The following is a 21,752-nucleotide window of genomic DNA, read 5'->3' on the forward strand; positions in this document are numbered from 1 at the left end:
AGCAGTTCATCATCTTAGAAATTAACATTTAAGCCTAAAGAGAAAATACGAGGTCGTGGATAGATATTGTTATCCACTCCAGAGGCCACCTCTGGATCCAATCCTTTGTATTGGGTAATTACAAATACGTTCTGTACGCTGGCCGTTAGCTGTACGTTTGCTTTAGTTTTAAGTACCTGACCGAAAGCATAACCCAGATTAACGTTGTCCATTCTTAAAAAAGAAGCATTTTGAACATAATAATCGCTCAATAACTGCTGGGTTTTAAAATTGGTAGTCAGATAATTGGGTGAAGCATTCAAAATAATTGCGGTTCCTAAAATCTGGTTTAAATTACCGCTTTGGCTATAGTTATTGTTGTAAACGTAGTTACCTAAATTTGCCCTCAAGGTGAATGATAAGTTCCATTTTTTGTAACTCAGGTTATTACTAAAACCCAGGAAAACTTTAGGATCTGCTTGTTTTCCTTTTTTGAAATCGTTCTGATTGATTACACCATCACCATTCTGGTCTATATAAACGCCCTCAATTGGGTTTCCGTTCTGATCATAAGTCTGTTCAAACAGGTTGAAGGTATTTTTCGGTCCGCCAACCGCGTTGATAAAGGCATTTTGTCCCCCAACCCCACCAGCAATGGTTCCACTCGGAAAGCCCGCATAATTTGGATCATTTGGTACTACCGTTAAATTGGTAATGGTATTTTTGTTATAAGTGGCATTAAAGCTAAAATCCCAGTTGAAATCTTTCTCTCTTATTGGGTTAAAATTCAGGGTTAACTCTGCTCCTTTGTTTTCCATATCACCAACATTCACAATTGCTGTTGCAGCGAAATTGGTTCCGGCAGGCTGAGGAATTAAATTCAACAAATCGCTGGTCTTCTTGCGGTAAACTTCCAGTGTGCCCGTAATGCGGTTATCCAAAAATCCGAAATCCAAACCAATGTTGGCTGTTGCAGTTTCTTCCCACTTGATGTTTGCAATGTAAGCGCTTGGACGGTACATCTGATAAAAGGTATTGCCAAACTGGTAAGAGGCATTTAAGGCACTCAAACCATAGGTAGACATATATCCGTAATTGCCAATCCCATCCTGCTGACCGGTTATACCATAACCTACACGTAGTTTTAATGCAGAAACAATTTTACTATCCTTCAGAAAAGACTCATTTTTAATTGTCCACGCTAAGGCCGCAGATGGGAAAACGCCATATTTAAAAGAAGGCCCGAAACGGGATGAGCCATCACGACGTACCGTTGCGGTTAATAGAAAACGCTCATCGTAGTTGTAATTTAATCTTCCAAAATAAGAGATCAAACGATATTGAGGTTTGTTAAAAGCAAAAGCAGGATCTGAGTTTACAACTTTAGTTCCATAAGCATCAAAACTGGGATAGTTGTACTGTGTAGTTAAATAATCATTGTAAGAATAACCTGCGGTTGCATCAATCCTACTTTTAATCGATTTAAATTCTTTAACATAGTTCAGGTAAAAATCCAGAACCGTATTTCTTCTATTTTGTTTGTATTGATTGTTTACGCCGTTGCTTAAGATCGATTCCGCAGCATTTGGATCTACATAAACCGTTCCTTTGCCCGAAGCCACATCATAAGCAGCGTTTAAATTAGCGTGCAGTTCTGGCAAAAAGTGAAAACTATAATCCAGTTGCAGGTTACCGATACTCCGCATTGGTTTCGCACGATCTTCTCTTTGTTCCAATAAGCCAACCGGATTACGGCCAACTAAATTAACCAGACCGGTCGGTGTAGTTGAATCTAACCACTCCCAATAACCATTATAGTCTGGCTTGTTCGTATAAGTAGCTTGTGTTGGATCAAAACTCACTGCACCACCAATAGCGGATGTATTTGCAAAACGTGTTTTCTGCATACTTCCTTTCAGATTGATATCGAGTTTTAAGTGATTGTCAAAAAACCTTGGATTAAAGACAACGGCAGCTGAAGTTTTCTGCAATTCATCCGTCCTTAACACACCTGTTTGATTCTGATAACCGATTGACAAACGGTAAGGCAATTTTTTGATTCCGCCACTAATGCTGATATTGTTATCGGTAGAAAAACCATCCTGATAAATCAGATCTTGCCAGTTGGTATTAAATGTGCCCAATTGTGCTTTTTGCGTTGCCGTTCCTTTCGAATTCACAATCGCACGGATTTCATCAGCATTTAAAACATCCAACGGTTTGCTTAATTTAGAAACAGAATTTACCGAATTGAAAGTTACTTTTAAGGCATCGCCCAAACCTTTTTTTGTGGTGATAATGATTACACCATTTGATGCTCTTGCACCATAAATGGCTGCTGCCGATGCATCTTTTAAAACCGTAAAGGTTTCAATATCATTCGGATTGATGAAACTCAAAGGATTTGATGCGCCTGAAACGCCACCGCTTTCTAAAGGTACGCCGTCTATCACAAACAACGGATCGTTACTTGCGTTTAATGATGAACCGCCACGGATACGGATGGTACTGCCACTTCCCGGCTGACCGCTGTTCGAAGTAATCGAAACCCCCGACACCTTACCCGATAACATCTGCTCTGGCGTACTAATACTTCCCTTTTGGAAATCCTTTACACCAACAACTGCTACAGAACCCGTAAGATCTTGTTTTCGGGTGGTTCCATACCCCACTACAACCACATCATTTAGGGTAGAAGCATCTTCAACTAAGGTTATGTTTAAGGTTGTGGTTTTCGAAACCGGGACTTCCTGGACTTTATAACCTACCGAAGTAAATTCGAGCATACCAGCCTTAGCAGGAATCTTGATACTAAAATTTCCATTTGCATCAGTAGAGGTGGCAATCGCCGTTCCTTTTAAGCGAACACTTACACCCGGCATACCTAAATTATCGGGCGCTGATTTAACAACACCGGTAATGGTTGCTTGCTGTGCAAAAAGATATCCATGGGTAAAAATCAGAAGTAAAAGCATTAACATTCGCTTGTTACCCTTGAAGAAAGATGTAAAAATGTGCATAGAATATTATGGTTAGAATTAACGATACAAATGAAGGATTTATCGCATTGTCCGCCTTGTGCTATTGTTCATTTCTTTTGTGCTAATCGACATATTATTGCTTTAAATTGCTTTCAATCCGTCATTCCTCATGTATCATTCCCCCGCAGGCGGAAAACACGAAGTGCTCAGCGAAGCTAATATTAATGAATAATGCAAGCCTGGCTAAGGCTTCAAAATTCCCAATCAAGTTGTGAATGAGGTTGCGAGGATAACCATCGTTTATAATTCCGACGATAACCCATCCTCTATAATAAGGTTGATAAAAAATCAATTATCTTTATCGGCTCAGAACTGTCTGCATAAACTGTCAAATGAACACGTTAACGAAAACTTTTTTCCTGCTCCTCTTTATTTTTTCGATAGGAAATGTTAGCGCACAAAATTTAAAATTTAAGCACGTTAGTGTAGAGGATGGACTATCGAACAGCACCATTGAATGCATCTTTCAAGACCATCGGGGTTTCATCTGGTTTGGTACACGCGATGGTTTGAATAAATACGATGGCAATCAGATTACTGTTTTTAAGCACAACAAAAACGAAAATAGCATCAGTGATAATTTTATCAGGTGCATCTTTGAAGATCAAAACCATACCCTTTGGATCGGCACTTCGGATGGACTGAACAGGTTTAATGCCGAGAAAAACAATTTCTTTACCTACAGGGCCAAAAACCAAAAGAACCAGACCAACATTGTTACCTCAGTTAAAGAAACCAGCAAAGGAATCTGGGTAGGCACTTATGGTGGTGGACTGAACCTGCTCGACAAAACCTCGAATACCTTTAGCCGATATCAATATCAATCCGATGTGGCAAAAATCGACCGAAAAGACTACATCAATGATCTGTATTGCGATGCTGCAGGAAATATCTGGATGGCTACTGATGCTGGTATTCATATATTAGACCTTAAATCAGGTAAAGCAGCAATTATTAAGACATTAGAAAATGAATCCTTTAGAGTGATTAAAAAAGATTCAAATGGCTCTTTTTGGTTTGGAACAGAAGAAAATGGCCTCATCCATTACGATCCTGGCAAGAATACCATTAAAACATACCAACACCAGGAAAAAAACAGCAATAGTATAGGCAGCAACCTGATAAGGGCAATTGTTTTCGATAAGCATAAAAACTTATGGGTTGGTGGTATTAATGGTGGCCTAAACCTTTTTAATCCAAAAACTGAAACATTTACACATTATCAGAACGAGCCTGGCAATGCTTTTAGTTTATCGCAGCGTACCGTTTCGGCCCTTTTTGTCGATCAGCAGGATAACCTGTGGATCGGTACCCACCGCGGGGGCGTAAACCTTTATAGCCCACAGGCAGAAAAGTTTAAATTGGTGCGCCAGGAGCCCAACAAAAACAGTTTAAGCTACAATGATGTGAGGGCTTTCCATGACGATAAAGCTGGCAACATTTATATTGGAACCGATGGTGGCGGACTCGATATTTATAACAAAACCAGTAAAACCTTTATCCATCACCGCTATAATCCCTTCAACTTAAATAGTATTGGTGCCGATGCCGTTTTAGATATAACAGCAACCAAAAGCGGCTTGTTATTAGTCGGTACCTGGGCGGGTGGCTTAAACCTCATGCACAACGATGGCTCATTTACCCGTTTTAACCACAATGCCAATCCTACTTCCATTTCTTCGGATTATGTACAAAAATCGTTCGAAGACAGCAATGGAAACATCTGGATCGGCACTTATTATGGTGGTTTAAACCTTTTCGACGCGCAAAGCAAACAGTTTAAACGCATTACCGGGGGGAAAAATGGCAGTAAGTTAACAGGCAACAACATTGTTTCCATTAATGAAGATCAATACAAAAACCTTTGGATCGGCACCGATGATGGCGGTTTAAACTGTTACAACCTCAATAGCCAGGTATTTACCCATTATTTTTTGGGCGGTGGAAAACGACCGGATTTAAGGGTGATTTTTATAGACAGTAATGGAAACCTTTGGATCGGGCAGGCTGGTCTTTACCGCTTTAACCGTGCAAAGAACAAATTTGAACTTTACACCACCAAAGCAGGTTTATCAACTGAATTTATAAAAGGAATTACGGAAGATGACCAGGGCAATTTCTGGATCTCAACTGCCCATGGCCTGACGAGATTTAATCCACAAAACCAGACTTTTAAAAAATATAATACAGCTGATGGTTTGCAGGGACTTGAATTTGAAACCAATGCCTATTTAAAAACACGAAACGGGGAAATGTTTTTTGGGGGAATAAACGGTTTCAACACGTTTTTCCCTGATGATATTCAGACCAACAAATTTATCCCACCTGTTTACCTTACCGAATTTCAGATCTTCAATCAAAAAATCTTACCAAACACAGCAGGTTCTGTACTCGAAAACGACATCAGTTACACCAAAGAACTTCAGCTGGATTATGATCAGGCTTCAATATCGTTCCGTTTTGCCAGTTTAAATTATGTGGCCAACGAAAATAATAACTATGCTTACCGCTTAGAAGGTGAAGATAAAGACTGGGTTTTTGCCGGCCATGTGAAACAGGCCTTTTACACCAACCTCGATCCGGGAACTTATACTTTTAGGGTTAGGGCATCGAACAACGATAATGTTTGGAATACCACCGGGACTGCTGTAAAAATCATCATTTCTCCACCTTTCTGGGCAACCTGGTGGTTTAGGTTAATCGTTATTGCAACCGCTCTTTACTTAACCTATTTAGCGCTGAGCTTTAAACGTAGATTGGAAATCAGAAAAATAGAGGAAGAAAAAAGAGAAGAAATGCACCAGACACAGCTTCAGTTTTTCACCAACATTTCGCATGAGTTCCGCACACCGCTTTCGCTAATATTGGGCCCAATAGAACGCCTGTTGAGGGAAGATACACAAGAAAGTTTCCAAAGTTATTACCATACCATTCACCGCAATGCCAATCGTTTATTGAGGCTCATTAATGAACTGATGGATTTTAGAAAAACAGCTTCGGGGGCTTTAAAACTCAATGTGATAAACGGTAACCTGAACCTTTTTATTGATGAGGTTGCCGAAGAATTTTCGGAAATGGCTGCTGAAAAAGGAATCAGCTTTACCGTAGAAAAAGAAAATCTCCCAGCCGATATCTGGTTCGACAGACAGGTAATTGAAAAAATTATCCTCAATCTGATTAATAACTCCATTAAATATACTAAAGCTGGTGGAATACTCAAACTTCAGGTTTTCAACGAACCGATCGATTATAAACCACAATTTGAAAACCAATTGGTGATCAAAAGTGACTATGAGGCCAAAGCTTACATCTATTTCCGCGTGATTGATAGTGGAATTGGGATTTCTAAAGATTCTATCCAGCATTTATTTGAGCGCTACTACCGGATAACTGAAACGCATCTGGGCTCGGGAGTGGGATTGGCTTTCGTAAAGAGCTTAACCTTATTGCATAAAGGATTAATTCAGGTATCGAGCCAGCGGAATGAAGGAACAGAAATTATTATCGGCATCCCAAGCAGCAAGGCAGATTATACGCAAAATGAACAGTTCAGCCAAAATAACGAGCCTGGTGGTACAAGGCTCGAAAGTATCAGCTACCGGTCGGAAACTGAAGTAATCCAACCGGGAACCGAACAAACACCTGCGAATACTAAAACCAGTATCCTAATTGTAGATGACAACGAAGAACTGAGAACTTTTTTAAAGGATACGCTAAGTCCTTTTTATGCCATTATTGAAGCTTCAGATGGCCACTCAGGGCTTGAACAGGCTCGAAAAAATTTACCTGACCTGATTATCAGCGATGTGATGATGCCTGGCATGAACGGAACAGAATTTTGTAAGCGCATTAAAGAAGATATTGAAACAAGCCATATCCCGTTTTTAATGCTTACCGCTAAAAACAGTGTGGAAGCTGAAATTGAAGGTGCCGAATCGGGCGCCGATCTTTATTTCACCAAACCCCTCAACATTAACCTGTTACAGCTTACCGTTAAAAATATTTTTGAGCAACGGCAAAAACTGAAAGACCACTATTTAAAAAATAAAGATACAGAGCCCAAAGCGCTTGCCCATTCTGAAAGAGACAAGGCTTTCCTCACCAAATTATTATCGATCATTGATGCGGAAATGATCAATCCTGAAATGGATATCGATTACCTCTGCAAAGAAATTGGAATGAGCAGAACCAAACTTTACCAGAAAATAAAATCAATCACAGGACAATCTATTGGTGAGTTTGTAAGATCAGCTAGACTCAGAAAAGCCATTGAGATCATGAAAAGTGAAGATGTTTTGATGACAGAGGTTATGTACAGGATCGGTATTCAAACACAATCATACTTTACAAAAGCATTTAAAAAAGAGTTCGGCGTAACGCCAACCGGCTACATGCAGAACCTAAAACCTTAAGGATGGATTAAAGTAAAAAAGCCCTTCAATCCTGAGAGGGCTTTTTCATAGTCGTCTATCCCTATAAGTAGGAAGCTCAAAACTAATTAATGCCTTTAATATTTTTAGGGGTTGAATAAACTGAACAGAAAAAATTTTCATGTTAATTCATTCTTAGTTTTTTCGGCTTTACATACTCTTAAATGGCTATAACGAGCTATTACTCCACTCCCTTCGCATTCATTGGGATAACATACAGCGATTTTGAAGCCGTTATAAAAAGCATATTTTTGTCTTTTCCACCAAAACAAATGTTACCGCACCACTCTTCGGGTATATCAATATGACCGATTTTTTCGCCAGTAGCTTTGTAAATATTCACCCCTTTCCCGGTTACATAAATATTTCCATTACTGTCTAAAGTCATTCCGTCAGAATGCTGATTAAGGAAAAGTTGCCTATCCGTTAATCTCGCATCGGTACCAATACGATAACGATAAGTTTTATTGGCACCCATATCGGCCACATACAAAAATTTACCATCAGGAGTACCTACTATGCCGTTAGGCTTGATGATATCATCTGTCACTACAATCGCTTCTTTTTTTCCTTTCAGAAGATAATATACCTTTTGACCTTGAATCTCAGGTGATTTTCTGGTCCAATAATCGCGCTGATAATAAGGGTCAGTAAAATAAATGCCTCCTTTAGCATCCAACCAGATATCGTTTGGTCCATTTACCTTTTTGCCTTCATAATCGCTGAAGAGCACTTTTATCTTTTTGTTTTTATCGATAGACCAGATCTGGTTATTCTCGTCGGCGCAAACAATCAGGTTGCCTTTTTTATCGAAATAAGTACCGTTTGCCCTTCCCGATTTGTCCATATACAGGCTCAGTTTGCCATCGATGCCATATTTCCAGATTTTATCATTAGGCTGATCAGTAAAAAACACATTCCCCTGTTTATCAACTGATGCACCTTCTGTAAACTTAAACTGTGAAGAAATTAACTTTAAACTATCCTGAACAAAAAGGTTTTGCCCTTCGCTTTGCGCAAAAGAGATGGTGCTTAAGGCTGAAAAAGCCAAAAAGAAGAAATATTTTTTCATTTGTATTTTTTTTAAAAAACCTATCAGGTTTCAAAAACCTGATAGGTTTATAACGATATTAACTTACCCGTTTCCCTTTTAATAACATATTTAGTGCATCATTCAGCGTTCCGGCTTTTTGCACTTCGCCTTCATTTACAAAATAAATTTCATCCGCGTTTTCTATGGTGTTTAAACGGTGCGCAATAATAACAAGCGTGGTTTCTTTCGACAATTTATTTAAAATGCTACCCAAAAGCTGTTCAGTTATGGTATCGATGTTGGCTGTAGCCTCATCAAGGATTAACAGTTCAGGATTTCTTAGCACCGCACGCATAAAGGCAATCAGCTGTTTCTGACCCAAACTGATACTGTCCGATCCGGAAGTAATCGGTGTATTTAACCCTTCATCAAATATGGCTAAAAGTGCATTCAGATTGGCTTCTTCAATTATTTTCTCCAGCTGCGTGTCACTTACATCCTTATATTGACTATTACCATACAAGATATTCTCTTTTACAGTTCCGGTAAATAAAAATGGTTCCTGTAAAATGAATCCGATTTTTTGTGTTCTTTCCTCAGCAGAAAATGAACGGATATCTTTACCATTTAATAAAACTGTTCCTTTTGTAGCATCGTACAAACGCGAAATTAAAGAAGCAGTAGTGGTTTTCCCCCCGCCGGTTGGACCAATTAAGGCATAAGTTTTTCCTTTTTCGAATCTCAGGTTAATGTTATGAAGGATTTCTTTACTGTCATCATAAGAGAAATGCACGTTTTTAAACTCAAGCAAAGCATCAGAAGTGACATTTTCGTCAATTTGAATCTGTTTTAAGTTGCTCTCTAATGATAAGATCTGCGATATCCTGTCCCAACTGGCCATCGCCACCTGAAAACTTGTCCAAAGAGCAGCCAATTGTCTTAACGGATTATAAAAATTGGTAGTATAAGCAATATAACTCACCAATAAACCCAATGTAAAGTTACCGGTAGAAATCAGGTAAATACCAAATAATAAGGTAATCAGCTGTGCTATGCTTGATAATAAACCATAAACGGGCACAAAAATATTGTTGGCCAAACCTGCACCTATGGCTGTTTTATAGTTTTCAGTATTGGCTTCATTAAAACGTTTCCTAAAATAATCCCTGCGGTTAAAGGCAATAATCACTTTAAAGTTGTTCAGGCTTTCCTGTATTTCGGCACTCATTCCGCCAACGCTTTTTAAGTTTTTGGCATTTTTTCCTTTTACCCAGGGTGATAAAGCCATCGTAAAAAGAACGATCACCACCGCAGGCGAAAGTGTTGCGGCACCTAGTTCTAAATTAATCGAAAGCAAGAAAATACCGGCACCGATCATGGTTACAATGCTGCCTATAAACTGCATTAAGGACTGTGAGAAAAACTGGTTCAACTTATCGGTATCATTATTTACCCTCGAAATCAGATCGCCAGCTTTGTTCTGATTAAAAAATGAAACGGGTAACTCCTGTAGTTTATTAAAAATGGCATTACGCAAAGTGTATAACATTCGCTGGCCAACTCCCCCCATCAACCTGGTTTGGGTGTAGCCGGTAACCATGGCAATCATGTACATCACTAACAATATGCCACCAAAAATAAGCACACCATGAAATTGTTTGGTGCGGATATAGGTATCAACAGTATGGCCTACCAGTAATGGACCCAAAAGCAATAGACCTGAGTTAACTAAAATGGCAATCAGCGCCAGCCAAAGGTTTTTACGTTCAGCCGAGATCAGTTTAAGCAGGCTTTTCAGCGCCTTAAAAGTAGATTGCTTTTCCTGCTTGCTGTTAAGCTGGTTAAGATTGTAGTTCATAATTACTGGTGCTCTGTTGTGAATTGTAAATCTGAACATATTCGGGACTGCTTTTCAGCAATTCCTGATGGGTTCCTTCTGCAATGATTTCGCCCTGCATCAGCAAGATCACTTTATCGTAATGTTCAACAGAAGCTATTTTTTGTGTAATGGAAAGTAAAGTTAAACCAGGATAATTTTGTTGGATGTTCTCCAAAATTCTTTTCTCCGTATTGGTATCAACACGGGCTGTAAAATCATCAAGCAATAAGATCTTCGGATTCACCGCTAAAGCCCTGGCCAGCATAATCCGTTGTTTCTGTCCACCCGAAAGGCTGTTTCCACGTTCTGAAACAATGGTATTCAATTGATCAGGTAAGGCATCTACAAAATCTTTCAGTTCAGCGGTAGCTATGGCTTTCGCCAGCGATTCGTCCGTAACGGTATCGCTAAAGGCAATATTTTCCCTGATACTCATGTTGAACATAATACTGTCCTGAAATACGAAGCCAACCTGTTGGTGAAAATTCTCTTGGTTGTACTTTTTAATTTCTTCGTTATCAAACAGCACCGCACCAGAATCTGCTTCAATAAGACCTGTTAAAATATAAAGTAGTTGTGTTTTACCCGCAGCCGTAGGGCCGATAATAGCGGTTTTAGAACCTGCATTGGCAGAAAATGAAACCGATTTTAGAACTGGTTTTTGTCCGAAACTCAAATTAAGGTCTTTCGCTTCTACATCCCCTCGCAATTGTGTGCTTAGCGTACCTGGATGCTTGATCTCAGCAGCATTCAGCACACTTTCTATTCTTTGGTAAGATGCTGTAGCCTGCGCAATTACATTGCTCATAAAACCGATTACCAAAATGGGAAATATAATGAGTGTGAGATAACTGCTAAAAGCGGTAAATTCTCCCAGGGTCATCGAATTGGTGATGACAAAGTGACCACCCAATACCAGAATGCACAAACCAGATAAATTGGCTGTAAAAACAATAACCGGAATCAGTGCCGCAAACATACGGAGAATGGAAATTCCTAAATCTCTCGCTTTGGCATTTGCATCTATAAATTTATTGTATTCTAAAGCTTGTGAATTAATTACCCGGATTAAAGCCGAGCCTAAAATACTTTCGCTAATTACTTTGTTCAGCCAATCGATCACTTCCCTACTCTTTTTGAAAAGCACTTTTACCTTGCTTAACACGTAGAAAAATGCCCCACCGATTATCGGCACAATAGCAATCACACAAAGTGCCAGTTTCCAGTTAATCATCAGTAGCAGAATACTTGCCCCAACAATTAAAAATATAGACGAGCAGATAGAAACGATAGCCTGCGAAACAAACATTTTAATCGAATCGGCATCGGCCGTAAGATTGGTTAACAGTTTTGAGGGATTAGCCTGAATAATATAGGCATGGCTTTGTCGCGAAATCTGATCAGATAATCTTGTTCTTAAATCTCTTGCCACACGTTCAGAAGCATAGGTCTGTACAATACTCTGCAAATAAGTAAAGATAAAAACCAGTACAATAGCCAGTGAAAACTGAAGCAGAATGGATTGAAGGTTGAAAGTTTTGTTGGTATAAGAATCGATACCGCTTGCAATAATCTTTGGTAAGAGTAAGTTGATACCGTTACTGAGCAACGCAAACAGGATCAGCATAAAAATTAAGCCTCTGTAGTTTCCAAGTAAACTGAAAATACTCGGCTTTTTGGCTTCTTTGGTTTTTTCCATATCAATGAAGATACCTTAAATTGTAGGCTCCAAATTTAACCCAAAGAAATGATTAAATGACTAAATTATTGAATGAGAGAATGTAATTTATTAGAGGGATATGCTCAGTCAATAATTCAATCATTCTCTCATTCAATAATTATCCTACTTACTTTCCTTCAAAACCATATCAATGGTAATGGCAGTGGCCACAATTGCAACTTTCTGATTGCTTTCGGCATAACTTGGATCGATAGACACATTGTATTTATCGGCCGTGGTGAAAACTTCTTTCAAAGCACCAGCCCACTTTTTGTTTATTTTGCCCATTTCGGCACCTGCGTTATTGGTGATACTAAAATTCCAGGCTTTCCAATCGCCAGATATTTTTGCGATCTCTTCTCCAGATGTTGGGCTCGAAATGGTAAAAGTTGGCTTGAAGAATTTAAATTTTTGTTTTATAATCCCCACTTCAACACCAAGCGGATCGGTCACAATAATTTTCGACATCCAGAAGGTCCACCCTCTTGTAATGGTGGCCTGTAACTGATCATTGGTATCGGTAATTTCTAATTTAAAAGGCATCATTCGCTTATCAACCAATAAGGTTAAAGCTTTTTGCCAGCCAGAAATACGCTGTTTAATAATCCCGATCTGAGCACCCTGATCGTTATAAACCTTATACTCGTTCGCAAACTTTAAAAAGTTTACTTTCTCATCAATAAAATATTCGTCGCTTAAAAAAAATGGAGGAATCTGCTTGTTCATATTGTAGATTTAATATTAGATAAGCTGCTAAAATATATATTTTTTTTCATTGCAGGTTCAAATAGCTGTGATAGATCATCATTGATAGCTCCCATGTAATAGATCTCTCCACTCCGCGTTGCTTCGGTCGAGAGGACGACCGCTCTAGCCGAGTCAGTCAATGATAACTTGGCTAAAAAGAAATATTAGGTTAGTTTTTTCACCACAGATGCACACAGATCTTAATATCTGGGTGCATCCTTTTTATCTGTGTTTAAAATTATTTCAACTGATTTAAAAACCAATTTGCAGCTAAACATTGCTACCTTTGCAGCAAAAGCCATTGAAGAAAATGGTTAAACCCAAACACATGATTGAAATAGGAAAATACAACGAGTTAAGGATTTTAAGCAAAACAGAAGCTGGATTAAACTTAACCGATGGCGATAAACTGGTCATCCTCCCTTACCAATACGTTCCAAATGGCGTAGAAATTGGCGATAACATTACCGTTTTTGTTTTTGTACAAAAAGATGGCCGCTTAACCGGTACTACCCAGAAAGCATATGCCGAAGTGGGCGATTTCGCTTTTTTGAAAGTGGTTTCTGATGGTGATGATGGCGTTTTTATGGATCTTGGGATCGATAAAGATGTATATGTACCAGACCGCGAGCAAAAAAGGCCAATGCAAAAAGGCTATAAATATGTGGTTTACCTGTATTTAGACGAAAGTAACGACCGCTTATTGGCTTCTTCTAAGCTATACGATTTTGTTGAAGAAGACGGTTTTGATTTTGAAGAAGGTGATGAGGTGAGCTTATTGATTACCGAAGAAACTGATCTTGGTTTTAACGCCATTATCAACAATACTTATATTGGTTTACTTTATAATAACGAGGTTTTTGATAATATCCAACCGGGCGAAATGCGCAAAGGCTGGATCAAGAAAATCAGAGTGGAAGGTAAGATCGATTTAACTCTACAGCCAAGTGGTTACGGCCATATTCTCGATTCGAAAGAGATGATGTTAAGAGAGCTAAAAAAGAGTGGTGGCGTAATTGAGCTGGGCGATAAAAGTTCTCCTGAAGATATTTATCACCGTTTCCAGATCAGTAAAAGTGCTTTCAAAAAAACCATTGGCTCACTATATAAGGAGCGTTTAATTGTACTTTCTGACGATTCGATCAGACTGATTACAGACGACGAAGCAGAATAAGATCGCCGCAGATCAAAAGTATAAGCACAGATTATCTATAATTAGCCACGGAAACGCAGATTAACACGGAATAATTTTCAGTGATTTCCGTGCCTCCGTGGCCAATATATAAATCGTCATTTCGACTGAAGTGAAACGAAATGGAGAAATCTCTCTAGATAGATCTCTCCATTCCACTGCGTTCCAGTCGAGATGACGACGCTTTTTATTAGAGTATATCATTGATAGCGTAGTTGAAGGATCCCCGCTACGATCGAGATAACGAAATTTTTCTTTGTGTCTTCGTGGTCAATCCTAATACGAGAGGTTAAAACCTAATTCAGATTAAACTTTTCACTCTGCACCTTCACCGCATTCGAGGCCGAAACAATGGCCACGATCATAATTCCAATCACAATGGCTAAAATGACCTGTAAAGTGGAGTAAACCTTGGTTCCTGAAACAAAAATTTTTGAACCCTTAATCAGCTCGTTCCCAACTTTAGATTGTATTTTAATTAAGGCCGAAAGCTTGGCCAGGGTTTCATCAACAGCATTTTTTCCCATCGACTCATAAATTATTCTTCCTTCAGTACCTGCTATGTTAATTATTTTCGCCTCCAACCCCTGTTGAACGGTTAATGCTTTTTTAAGGTCGTTTAAAAAACTTTTCTCCTGTTCTACCAATAAAGTAAGTTCATATTTAGTAATGACCGAATCTATTTTACGGTTGTGTTTATTCATTTTCACCATACCAGTTGAGGGATGAACAGCACCATTACCTAACAATGTTTCCTGAAGGATTTGATTTTTATAATATAGGTTTTCAGCAATAAAGTATAAATCTGTCGCCGGAACAAGCCTATCATTGTACATTGAAATAAAAGATTCGTTAATCTTCTCTACACTTTTATCTTCCAAAAAGCGGATCAACAAGGTGCAGCACATGATGCAGAACAGCAAAAAAGCAATTTTCAGCTTGTTTTTAAGACTAAAGGCAAATTTCATATTATAATTGGTTAGTATGTTCACCACAACAAAGACACGAAAACACAAAAGAGAATAAATCTGTGCAATCCTTAAATCAGTGTAATCACGTTCTAAAAGTAGTCCTCCTGCGCTGTCTTTGCAAAAAGTTGCGGTGTAAAATTGACTAAATATAACTCTTTTTTTGCTCGCGTTACAGCAGTGTATAACCAACGGAGAAAATCGAGATCGATCATTTCTTCAGTAAGATAACCCTGATCAGCAAAAACAGCATCCCACTGTCCGCCCTGTGCTTTATGGCAGGTTACCGCATAGGCAAACTTAATTTGCAGAGCGTTATAAAAAGGATCAGCCTTAATGGCTAACATCCGCTGTCGTTTATTAGCAATATGCTCATAATCTTCATTAAGCCCATCAAAAAGCTTTTTATTCTGCTCGTAAGGCAGATTAGCACTTTCTAAATTGAGCGTATCCAACATTACTTTGCAACTAATCTGTCCTGCGGCCGGAAAATCCATAAACTCTAAAGTAGCATCGGCAAAACGGAAACCATAACGTTCCTCTTCTCCCCTCACGCGAATCACCTTTGCCATATCGCCATTGGCAATAAAAGCAGTATCTTCGTTCTCTGGCAGCCAGAAATAATTGTTCCGCACCACCATAATCTGATCGCCACCTGTTAATTCTTCTTCACGGTACAACAACCTTGCTCTAATCTGTTGGTTATACACATTAGCCGATTTATTGGAGCGGCAAACCACCAGGGTATTTTCCATGCCAAATTTGCGGTAAGCATATTCCAACCCTTCAACCAAACGCGCCCCGGGCATATTATATATATCGGTATAACTTTTAGTCAGGAATTTAGGCATCGGATTTTCAGGATTTTTAGCTATCTGATTTCTCAACATCGTGGCATTGGCCAAAATACCTGATTTCTTTCCTTGCCTAACCACTTCCTTTAACTCAACAGATGAAACAGTTAACGCAAACTTATCTTTGAGATATTGTTCGTTCAGTGCCGGACTATCTAAACTCCCCACAGGGGGCAACTGGGCCGTATCGCCCACAAAAAGCAAAAAGCAGTTTTTGGTATTGTACACAAACTCCAGCAGATCTCTCAATATTGAAGAACCTGTTTCGTTAAATTCATCGGCAATCATCGAGGCCTCGTCGATAATAAACAGCGTATTTTCCGAGAGGTTAGGTGCCAGTTGAAACTGCATTTCGGGCGATGCCGCCGAGCGCTTGCGGTAAATCCGTTTATGTATAGTTAAAGCTTTTCGGTATGAATACTGGCTCATTACTTTCGCTGCCCTTCCTGTTGGCGCAAGCAGTTCACTACGCAGATTAAATTGTTTCAAAACCTTAACCAAGGCCGCTACAGAGGTAGTTTTACCCGTACCAGCGTAACCTTTAAGCACAAAACAGCGGTACTCGTCATCCTGTTGCAAAAATACCGACATCCGCTCGCAAAAAAGCAATTGCTCCTTGGTTGGTGTATGTTCATATGCTGAAGCTATAAGTTGACTTTTATCCGGGATCATTAATGGTTAATTGTTTAAATGGTTAATCGGTTAACTGTTTTCAGGGCGCATGAATAAAACCTGAGTTTTTAGCATCGGTCCAAGTTAACTAAACCGTATTGAAGCGATATCTCCCGATCTAATCGCCTGCTTGTTTTTTGCAAAAGGTTTTGATCGGGAATTTAGCGGAAAGACGGACTGCAGTAACCGACTGGCATTACAGTACCTTTTCAAACCAATACAAAGGTTTATGCGCTTTGCTCCCTGCGCACTGCCAATTACAAAAGTAAGGTTTCAATCCGATGTGCCATTACCATATTTTGTTTTTTACTATAACTAAAGATGGTAAAATGACCATCCTGAGAGGCTACCAAACCAATAGATTGGGGCTGATCGTTAACAAACTGGGCCACAGAAAAGTGCCTGGTCCCTCCGAGCTGTCCGGGATAAAGAATTTTATCTTCACCACCAACAATGGGCTCCGAAAATGCAATCTGTTCTACGGTTGGTTTACCTTTAGCACGGCCGATTTTCGCGCCAAATGCGATCAGGTCAAATTCTTCATTGATGATCGTTGCACCGTCAACAGCTGTTAAACCTGCCAAATGCTCAACCTCGCGGCGCACGGCCCCCTGCGAAAAAATTTCGCTTTGGTTTCCGTTCTGTTTCGCCAGGTTGGATAGACCACAAAATGGAGGTTCTACCAAATACTGTATCGGATGGATAATGGATTCTTCCCACTTCGTATCGCCTTTCGGTACAATTAGCAGGGCTCCGCCACGACCATGCGCACGCATAGAAACAGAAAACTGGATCAAAATATTAATAGGGTCGTTCCAGCTGGCTAAAACAGTCAGATCTAACAAGGCCTGCAAAATAGGTGGACAATCTTTATTTGCACAACTGGTATCATCAACAATACGGATCTGCTCTCCTTTAAGTACGGCAACATTGGTAAACTTACCGATGCCATAAATCCTTCGGTGTTTAATTACGATTAATCCAGGTTCAGAAACATCAACAACAAAACAAAAGTTCGGAATATTAAGGGTTGTACCCCAGATATAGAGTTCGCCATCCTCTTCCCAAACGCCTAAGTGAATTCCGGAGCGCTCAATCCCAGGCGCTATTTTGGTTAAGGTGTTGGCATTTAACGCTAGTTTTTTCGCAAAACGCAATGGTTTCGAGGTTTGTTCCGGCGGTAAAAAAGCAATCGAAATCCTCGGCGAATGCCCCTCTTCTTTACGCAAGCTGCTCCAAAAAGCAACGTCAATTATCGCTTCAATTATTTTTCGATCCGGTTGAGTAGCCAAATCTATTTCACCCTGTGCAATTGCATTTTTATGCAGTTTAACAAAATGTTGCTCAATAGTTGCTGCAATCGTGTTTGCCGCTTTATAGGTAGGCTTGTAACTCATGTTCCGAATTTAAGCCGAATATTTCGATTTTTGAATATCCGAAAGGTTTGATTTTGGTAAAAAAACATAGACATTTTTACCACAGATCTTCACAGATAAACACAGATATTTTTGATATTCTTTAAACGCAAAGCGCGCAGAGACAAGATTAAGCGCAAAGAAACCAAAGAAACCAAAGTTAACTTCATATTTTGGGCGAATATCAATTCACTCAGGTTTCCGTGAACTCCGTGTTTCCGTGGCAAAAAAACAAAGCAACCAAAAAATTAACCTCATCTTACTGTTAATCCTTAAAAAAGTCTATTTTTGTTTCAATGAGTAACAATAGTCTCTTATTAGTCGACCCGAATTTTAAAACTGATGCATCTGCAAACTGTCATTTATTATTAAAAATAACAAATGACAGCTTTTCTTATGCTGTGATAGGTAAAGATACAGAAGAGATTAATATCATTTTTGATAAACAAGGTTGTGAAGATGTACAAAAAGAACTGAAATCTGCCTTTGAAACCGATAGTTACTTATCATTAAACTATGCAACAATAAAAGCCGCAATCCATACCTCAAATTTTATTTTTATTCCTGATGAATGGTTTGATGGTGAAAATCTATCCGTTTATGCTAAGTATTTAGGTTCTGATGCTAAAGTTTATACTAAACACAACGATAAGTTAGGTTTTAATACTGTTTTTTGTTTAGATGAGGATTTAAAAGCAAATTTACCCGAGAAAACAGATTTATTTCCCCAGTCTGAACCATTAATGGTTTTATTTAATCATTTGGCAGACGAGTCTTTATTAATCGATTTTACAGCAGTATCTTTCAATGTACTCTACATAAAAGATAAAAAAATAGTTTTTCAAAACCATTATCAATCAGAAAACGCTGAGGAATTTAATTATTTCCTGTTGCTGATGATCGAACAACTGGGTTTAACTGATGCCATTCCCGTTTATTTACAAGGCATTATAAACGAAGATGATGAGCATTATAACTGCCTGTTAAAATACTTTAACCAACTTTATTTCTTCCTTCCCGCTGGAAAACAAAATAGCGAATTATTGGCCGATATGCCGAAGCACTATTTCAGCGGTCTCCTTGCTTTAGATTTATGCGAATAATTGGTGGCAAATTAAAGGGTATCCGTTTGCAGCCCCCTGCAAATTTACCGGTACGCCCAACTACGGATATGGCCAAAGAAGCACTCTTCAATATCCTCAACAACAAATATGATTTCGAAACCTGTTCTGTCTTAGATTTATTCTGTGGTACCGGAAATTTAACTTTTGAGTTTGCTTCACGCGGTGCAGAAAGTATTTTAGCCGTTGATATGGATTATGGTTGCGTAAACTGGGTTAAAAACACAGCAAAACAACACCAGTTTGATCAAGTTGATGTGCGTAAAGGCGATGTGTTCAAGTTATTAAAACAAATGACAGGCACTTACGACCTGATCTTTGCCGATCCGCCATACAATATGCCTAACATTCCACAGATTCCGGTGATGGTGAAAGAGCAAAAATTACTCAAACCTGATGGCTTGTTAATTGTAGAACACCAAAGTAACATGAAACTGAACAGCCAGCCCGGCTACACCGAAACTAGAAAATATGGCAATTCATCGTTTAGCTTTTTTGAGTTATAGTAGTTCAATTGTTCATTGGTCATTAGTTCATTGGTTAATGGCGCATAGTTAATTTATTTTTAGAATTGAGCACACAGCGTGTTGTGGCGGCCTTCAGTCCTGCTTTTCATTGCAAGTCCTCACCCGATAAAGGATCGGGTTCCGGGCTTTCCATTGCAATCAGGCTTATTGTCAATAGCCTGCTTCAATCATATGCCATTGAATTTCTTAATGTCCTTAATTTCTTAATGATAAAAACATGTTAAAAATATACTTCAATCTATGCAAGTCCGTGTTTCCGTGGCAAAAAAACAACGCTCTTTGTTTTCTTCGTGTCTTTGTGGTAAATAATTCCGCCATAAAAATCTATATTTGAATCATGAAGATAGCACTATTTCCAGGCTCATTTGACCCGATCACTATTGCTCACGTAAACATTTTACAACGTGCCACTCCACTTTTCGATAAAATTGTAGTGGGTATCGGACTAAACAGTTCTAAACAGAATTTCTTAAGTGCAGAGCAGCGTCTTCAAATTCTACAGACTGTTTTTAAAGGTTATCAAAACATAGAAATCCAAACTTACGAAGGTTTAACAGTAGATTTCTGCCGGAAAATAGATGCCAAATATATGGTACGCGGTATTCGCTCAGCATCCGATTTTGAGTATGAAAGAGCCATCGCACAGATTAACCAGACGATGATGCCAGAGGTAGAAACCATTTTACTTTTAAGCAAGCCCGAATATTCGGCCATCAGCTCCACCATTGTTCGTGATATTTTAAGAAACCATGGCGATGTGAGTCCATTTGTACCTAAAGAAGCACTTAGTTTTTTATAATACTCCGTTAATCTAAAGATCGTCATTGCGAGGAGGCTTTTTCAGCCGAGGAAGCAATCTTACGATCGCTACATAGTGTGCATTGTAAGATTCCCGCCTGCGCGGGAAAGACGACCAATCTACTGGAATCTCATCTGTGTTCATCCTCCCTTATAGTAGTTTAATATTATTTAAATTTAAAATGTAACGTTTTAAAGAATCGGTTACAAATGGGTTATAATATTAAATGAAAGAAACAGAAAACATATTCCTCACCCTGATCAATCAGCACAAAGCGATTATACATAAAATCTCTAAAATGTATATGAACGGTGCCGAAGAGCAGCGCGATCTGTTTCAGGAAATCGTATTACAGCTATGGAAAGCTTACCCCACTTTTAAGGGCAATTCCAAATTTACCACATGGATGTACCGCGTATCCTTAAATACTGCATTAATTTACTTTAAGAAGGACAATAGAAAAGTAGATAAAACACCATTGGATGAAAATATCGATGTAATAGATATAAATGAAAGTGCCGAAAGGGAAGAAAAACTAGCCTATTTGTACACTGCAGTACAAGAGCTGAATGTTATAGAAAAAGCTTTGATATTTCTATTTCTCGAAAATCAATCGCATCGCGAAATTGCCGAAAACCTGGGCATTAGCGAGATAAATGCACGGGTTAAACTCAACAGAACCAAAGAAAAATTACAATCCATCATAAAGAAAAACGGTTATGAATTTTGACGATATAAAAAATGAATGGAATGCTGAAACTCCTGAAGGAAGCAACATTTCTACAGATATGCTTAAAATAAAACAGGCACATACTCCAATTGATAAAATAAGGGGAAAAATGAAACACGAGTTTTTTTACCAGATCTTCTTTTTGGTACTCATGGCCTTTGTACCTTACTTTTTTGGGTTTTCATCGGCAATGAATCAGGTGTTTTTAATGTTTTATGCCATTACCTGCGGATTTACCGCTTATTATTTTTTCAAGTTTTATCTGTTCTATAAAAACTCTTACGATATGAGTTTAGATACACGCAAAAACATCCTCTGGTTTTTCTACGAAATGAAACTGAATATCGAACTATATAAAGCCCTTACCTATATCGTTGCCTTTATCGGCGTTGCATTCATTGCAATTTATTTATTTATAGAAAAGGCTTCCATTTTCAATAAAATTTTAGCTAAGCTTTCATCGGTTTACATCTTATTAAACTGTTTTATTACCATTCTGATTATAGGTGTGATTACCGAACTATGGGCATGGTATTACTATGGCAAGTATTTAAAGCAGGTTAAAAAAGTAGTTGATGAGTTGGATTATGAGTAATGTGCAAGTCTGTATTATAAATATAAATGTCATCCTGTCCAAAGGATTCC

General features: G+C 38.7%; 15 protein-coding genes. 7 read left to right on the top strand and 8 right to left on the bottom strand.

What is annotated here, in order from left to right; genetic code table 11:
• Positions 1 to 14: 14 nt before the first annotated feature.
• Positions 15 to 2,954: a SusC/RagA family TonB-linked outer membrane protein gene (locus ASU31_RS16400; RefSeq protein WP_245224556.1), complete on the bottom strand. Its 2,940-nt coding sequence runs from the start codon at positions 2,952 to 2,954 to the stop codon at positions 15 to 17.
• 398 nt (positions 2,955 to 3,352) lie between these two features.
• Between ASU31_RS16400 and ASU31_RS16405 the strand changes: the two genes are divergently transcribed.
• Positions 3,353 to 7,432: a hybrid sensor histidine kinase/response regulator transcription factor gene (locus ASU31_RS16405; RefSeq protein ID WP_057933362.1), complete on the top strand. Its 4,080-nt coding sequence runs from the start codon at positions 3,353 to 3,355 to the stop codon at positions 7,430 to 7,432.
• Between the two features lie 199 nt (positions 7,433 to 7,631).
• On the opposite strand, the gene ASU31_RS16410 is transcribed toward ASU31_RS16405, so the two are convergent.
• From ASU31_RS16410 to ASU31_RS16425, 4 genes are all read right to left on the bottom strand, one after another.
• Positions 7,632 to 8,522, bottom strand: coding sequence for an SMP-30/gluconolactonase/LRE family protein (locus tag ASU31_RS16410; RefSeq protein WP_057933363.1), 891 nt, complete (start codon positions 8,520 to 8,522; stop codon positions 7,632 to 7,634).
• Positions 8,523 to 8,580: 58 nt separating this feature from the next.
• Complete coding sequence (locus ASU31_RS16415; protein WP_245224557.1) at positions 8,581 to 10,380, bottom strand: ABC transporter ATP-binding protein; 1,800 nt, start codon at positions 10,378 to 10,380, stop codon at positions 8,581 to 8,583.
• Positions 10,325 to 12,061, bottom strand: a complete 1,737-nt coding sequence (locus ASU31_RS16420; protein WP_057933365.1) for an ABC transporter ATP-binding protein — start codon at positions 12,059 to 12,061, stop codon at positions 10,325 to 10,327. Before ASU31_RS16420 ends, ASU31_RS16415 begins: the two co-directional genes overlap by 56 nt.
• A 144-nt stretch (positions 12,062 to 12,205) precedes the next feature.
• Positions 12,206 to 12,808, bottom strand: coding sequence for an LURP-one-related/scramblase family protein (locus ASU31_RS16425; RefSeq protein ID WP_057933366.1), 603 nt, complete (start codon positions 12,806 to 12,808; stop codon positions 12,206 to 12,208).
• A 349-nt stretch (positions 12,809 to 13,157) separates the two neighbouring features.
• On the opposite strand from ASU31_RS16425, the gene ASU31_RS16430 reads away from it, so the two are divergent.
• A complete protein-coding gene (locus tag ASU31_RS16430) occupies positions 13,158 to 14,003 on the top strand; it encodes a CvfB family protein (RefSeq protein WP_057933523.1) in 846 nt (281 codons plus the stop codon).
• Positions 14,004 to 14,317: 314 nt separating this feature from the next.
• On the opposite strand, the gene ASU31_RS16435 is transcribed toward ASU31_RS16430, so the two are convergent.
• The 3 genes from ASU31_RS16435 to ASU31_RS16445 form a co-directional block, all read right to left on the bottom strand.
• Positions 14,318 to 14,989: an MCP four helix bundle domain-containing protein gene (locus ASU31_RS16435; RefSeq protein WP_057933367.1), complete on the bottom strand. Its 672-nt coding sequence runs from the start codon at positions 14,987 to 14,989 to the stop codon at positions 14,318 to 14,320.
• A gap of 92 nt (positions 14,990 to 15,081) precedes the next feature.
• Complete coding sequence (locus ASU31_RS16440; RefSeq protein ID WP_057933368.1) at positions 15,082 to 16,515, bottom strand: ATP-dependent DNA helicase; 1,434 nt, start codon at positions 16,513 to 16,515, stop codon at positions 15,082 to 15,084.
• A 257-nt stretch (positions 16,516 to 16,772) separates the two neighbouring features.
• Positions 16,773 to 17,912: a putative sensor domain DACNV-containing protein gene (locus ASU31_RS16445; RefSeq protein WP_057933369.1), complete on the bottom strand. Its 1,140-nt coding sequence runs from the start codon at positions 17,910 to 17,912 to the stop codon at positions 16,773 to 16,775.
• Between the two features lie 314 nt (positions 17,913 to 18,226).
• On the opposite strand from ASU31_RS16445, the gene ASU31_RS16450 reads away from it, so the two are divergent.
• The 5 genes from ASU31_RS16450 (at position 18,227) to ASU31_RS16470 (ending at position 21,702) form a co-directional block, all read left to right on the top strand.
• Positions 18,227 to 19,033, top strand: coding sequence for a DUF3822 family protein (locus ASU31_RS16450; protein WP_057933370.1), 807 nt, complete (start codon positions 18,227 to 18,229; stop codon positions 19,031 to 19,033).
• Positions 19,024 to 19,557, top strand: coding sequence for a 16S rRNA (guanine(966)-N(2))-methyltransferase RsmD (rsmD, locus tag ASU31_RS16455; RefSeq protein ID WP_057933371.1), 534 nt, complete (start codon positions 19,024 to 19,026; stop codon positions 19,555 to 19,557). Before ASU31_RS16450 ends, rsmD begins: the two co-directional genes overlap by 10 nt.
• A gap of 358 nt (positions 19,558 to 19,915) precedes the next feature.
• Positions 19,916 to 20,377 (top strand): pantetheine-phosphate adenylyltransferase, encoded by a 462-nt coding sequence (gene coaD / locus ASU31_RS16460; RefSeq protein ID WP_057933372.1) that lies wholly within the window; start codon positions 19,916 to 19,918, stop codon positions 20,375 to 20,377.
• A 226-nt stretch (positions 20,378 to 20,603) separates the two neighbouring features.
• Complete coding sequence (locus ASU31_RS16465) at positions 20,604 to 21,107, top strand: RNA polymerase sigma factor (RefSeq protein WP_057933373.1); 504 nt, start codon at positions 20,604 to 20,606, stop codon at positions 21,105 to 21,107.
• Positions 21,097 to 21,702 carry a hypothetical protein gene (locus ASU31_RS16470; protein WP_057933374.1) on the top strand — a complete coding sequence of 202 codons (606 nt, stop codon included), beginning with the start codon at positions 21,097 to 21,099 and terminating at the stop codon, positions 21,700 to 21,702. The genes ASU31_RS16465 and ASU31_RS16470 overlap by 11 nt, the downstream gene beginning before the upstream one ends.
• The last annotated feature ends 50 nt before the right edge of the window (positions 21,703 to 21,752 follow it).

The sequence above is a fragment of the Pedobacter ginsenosidimutans genome (assembly GCF_001442625.1).
GTDB classification, from domain to species: Bacteria; Bacteroidota; Bacteroidia; order Sphingobacteriales; family Sphingobacteriaceae; genus Pedobacter; species Pedobacter ginsenosidimutans.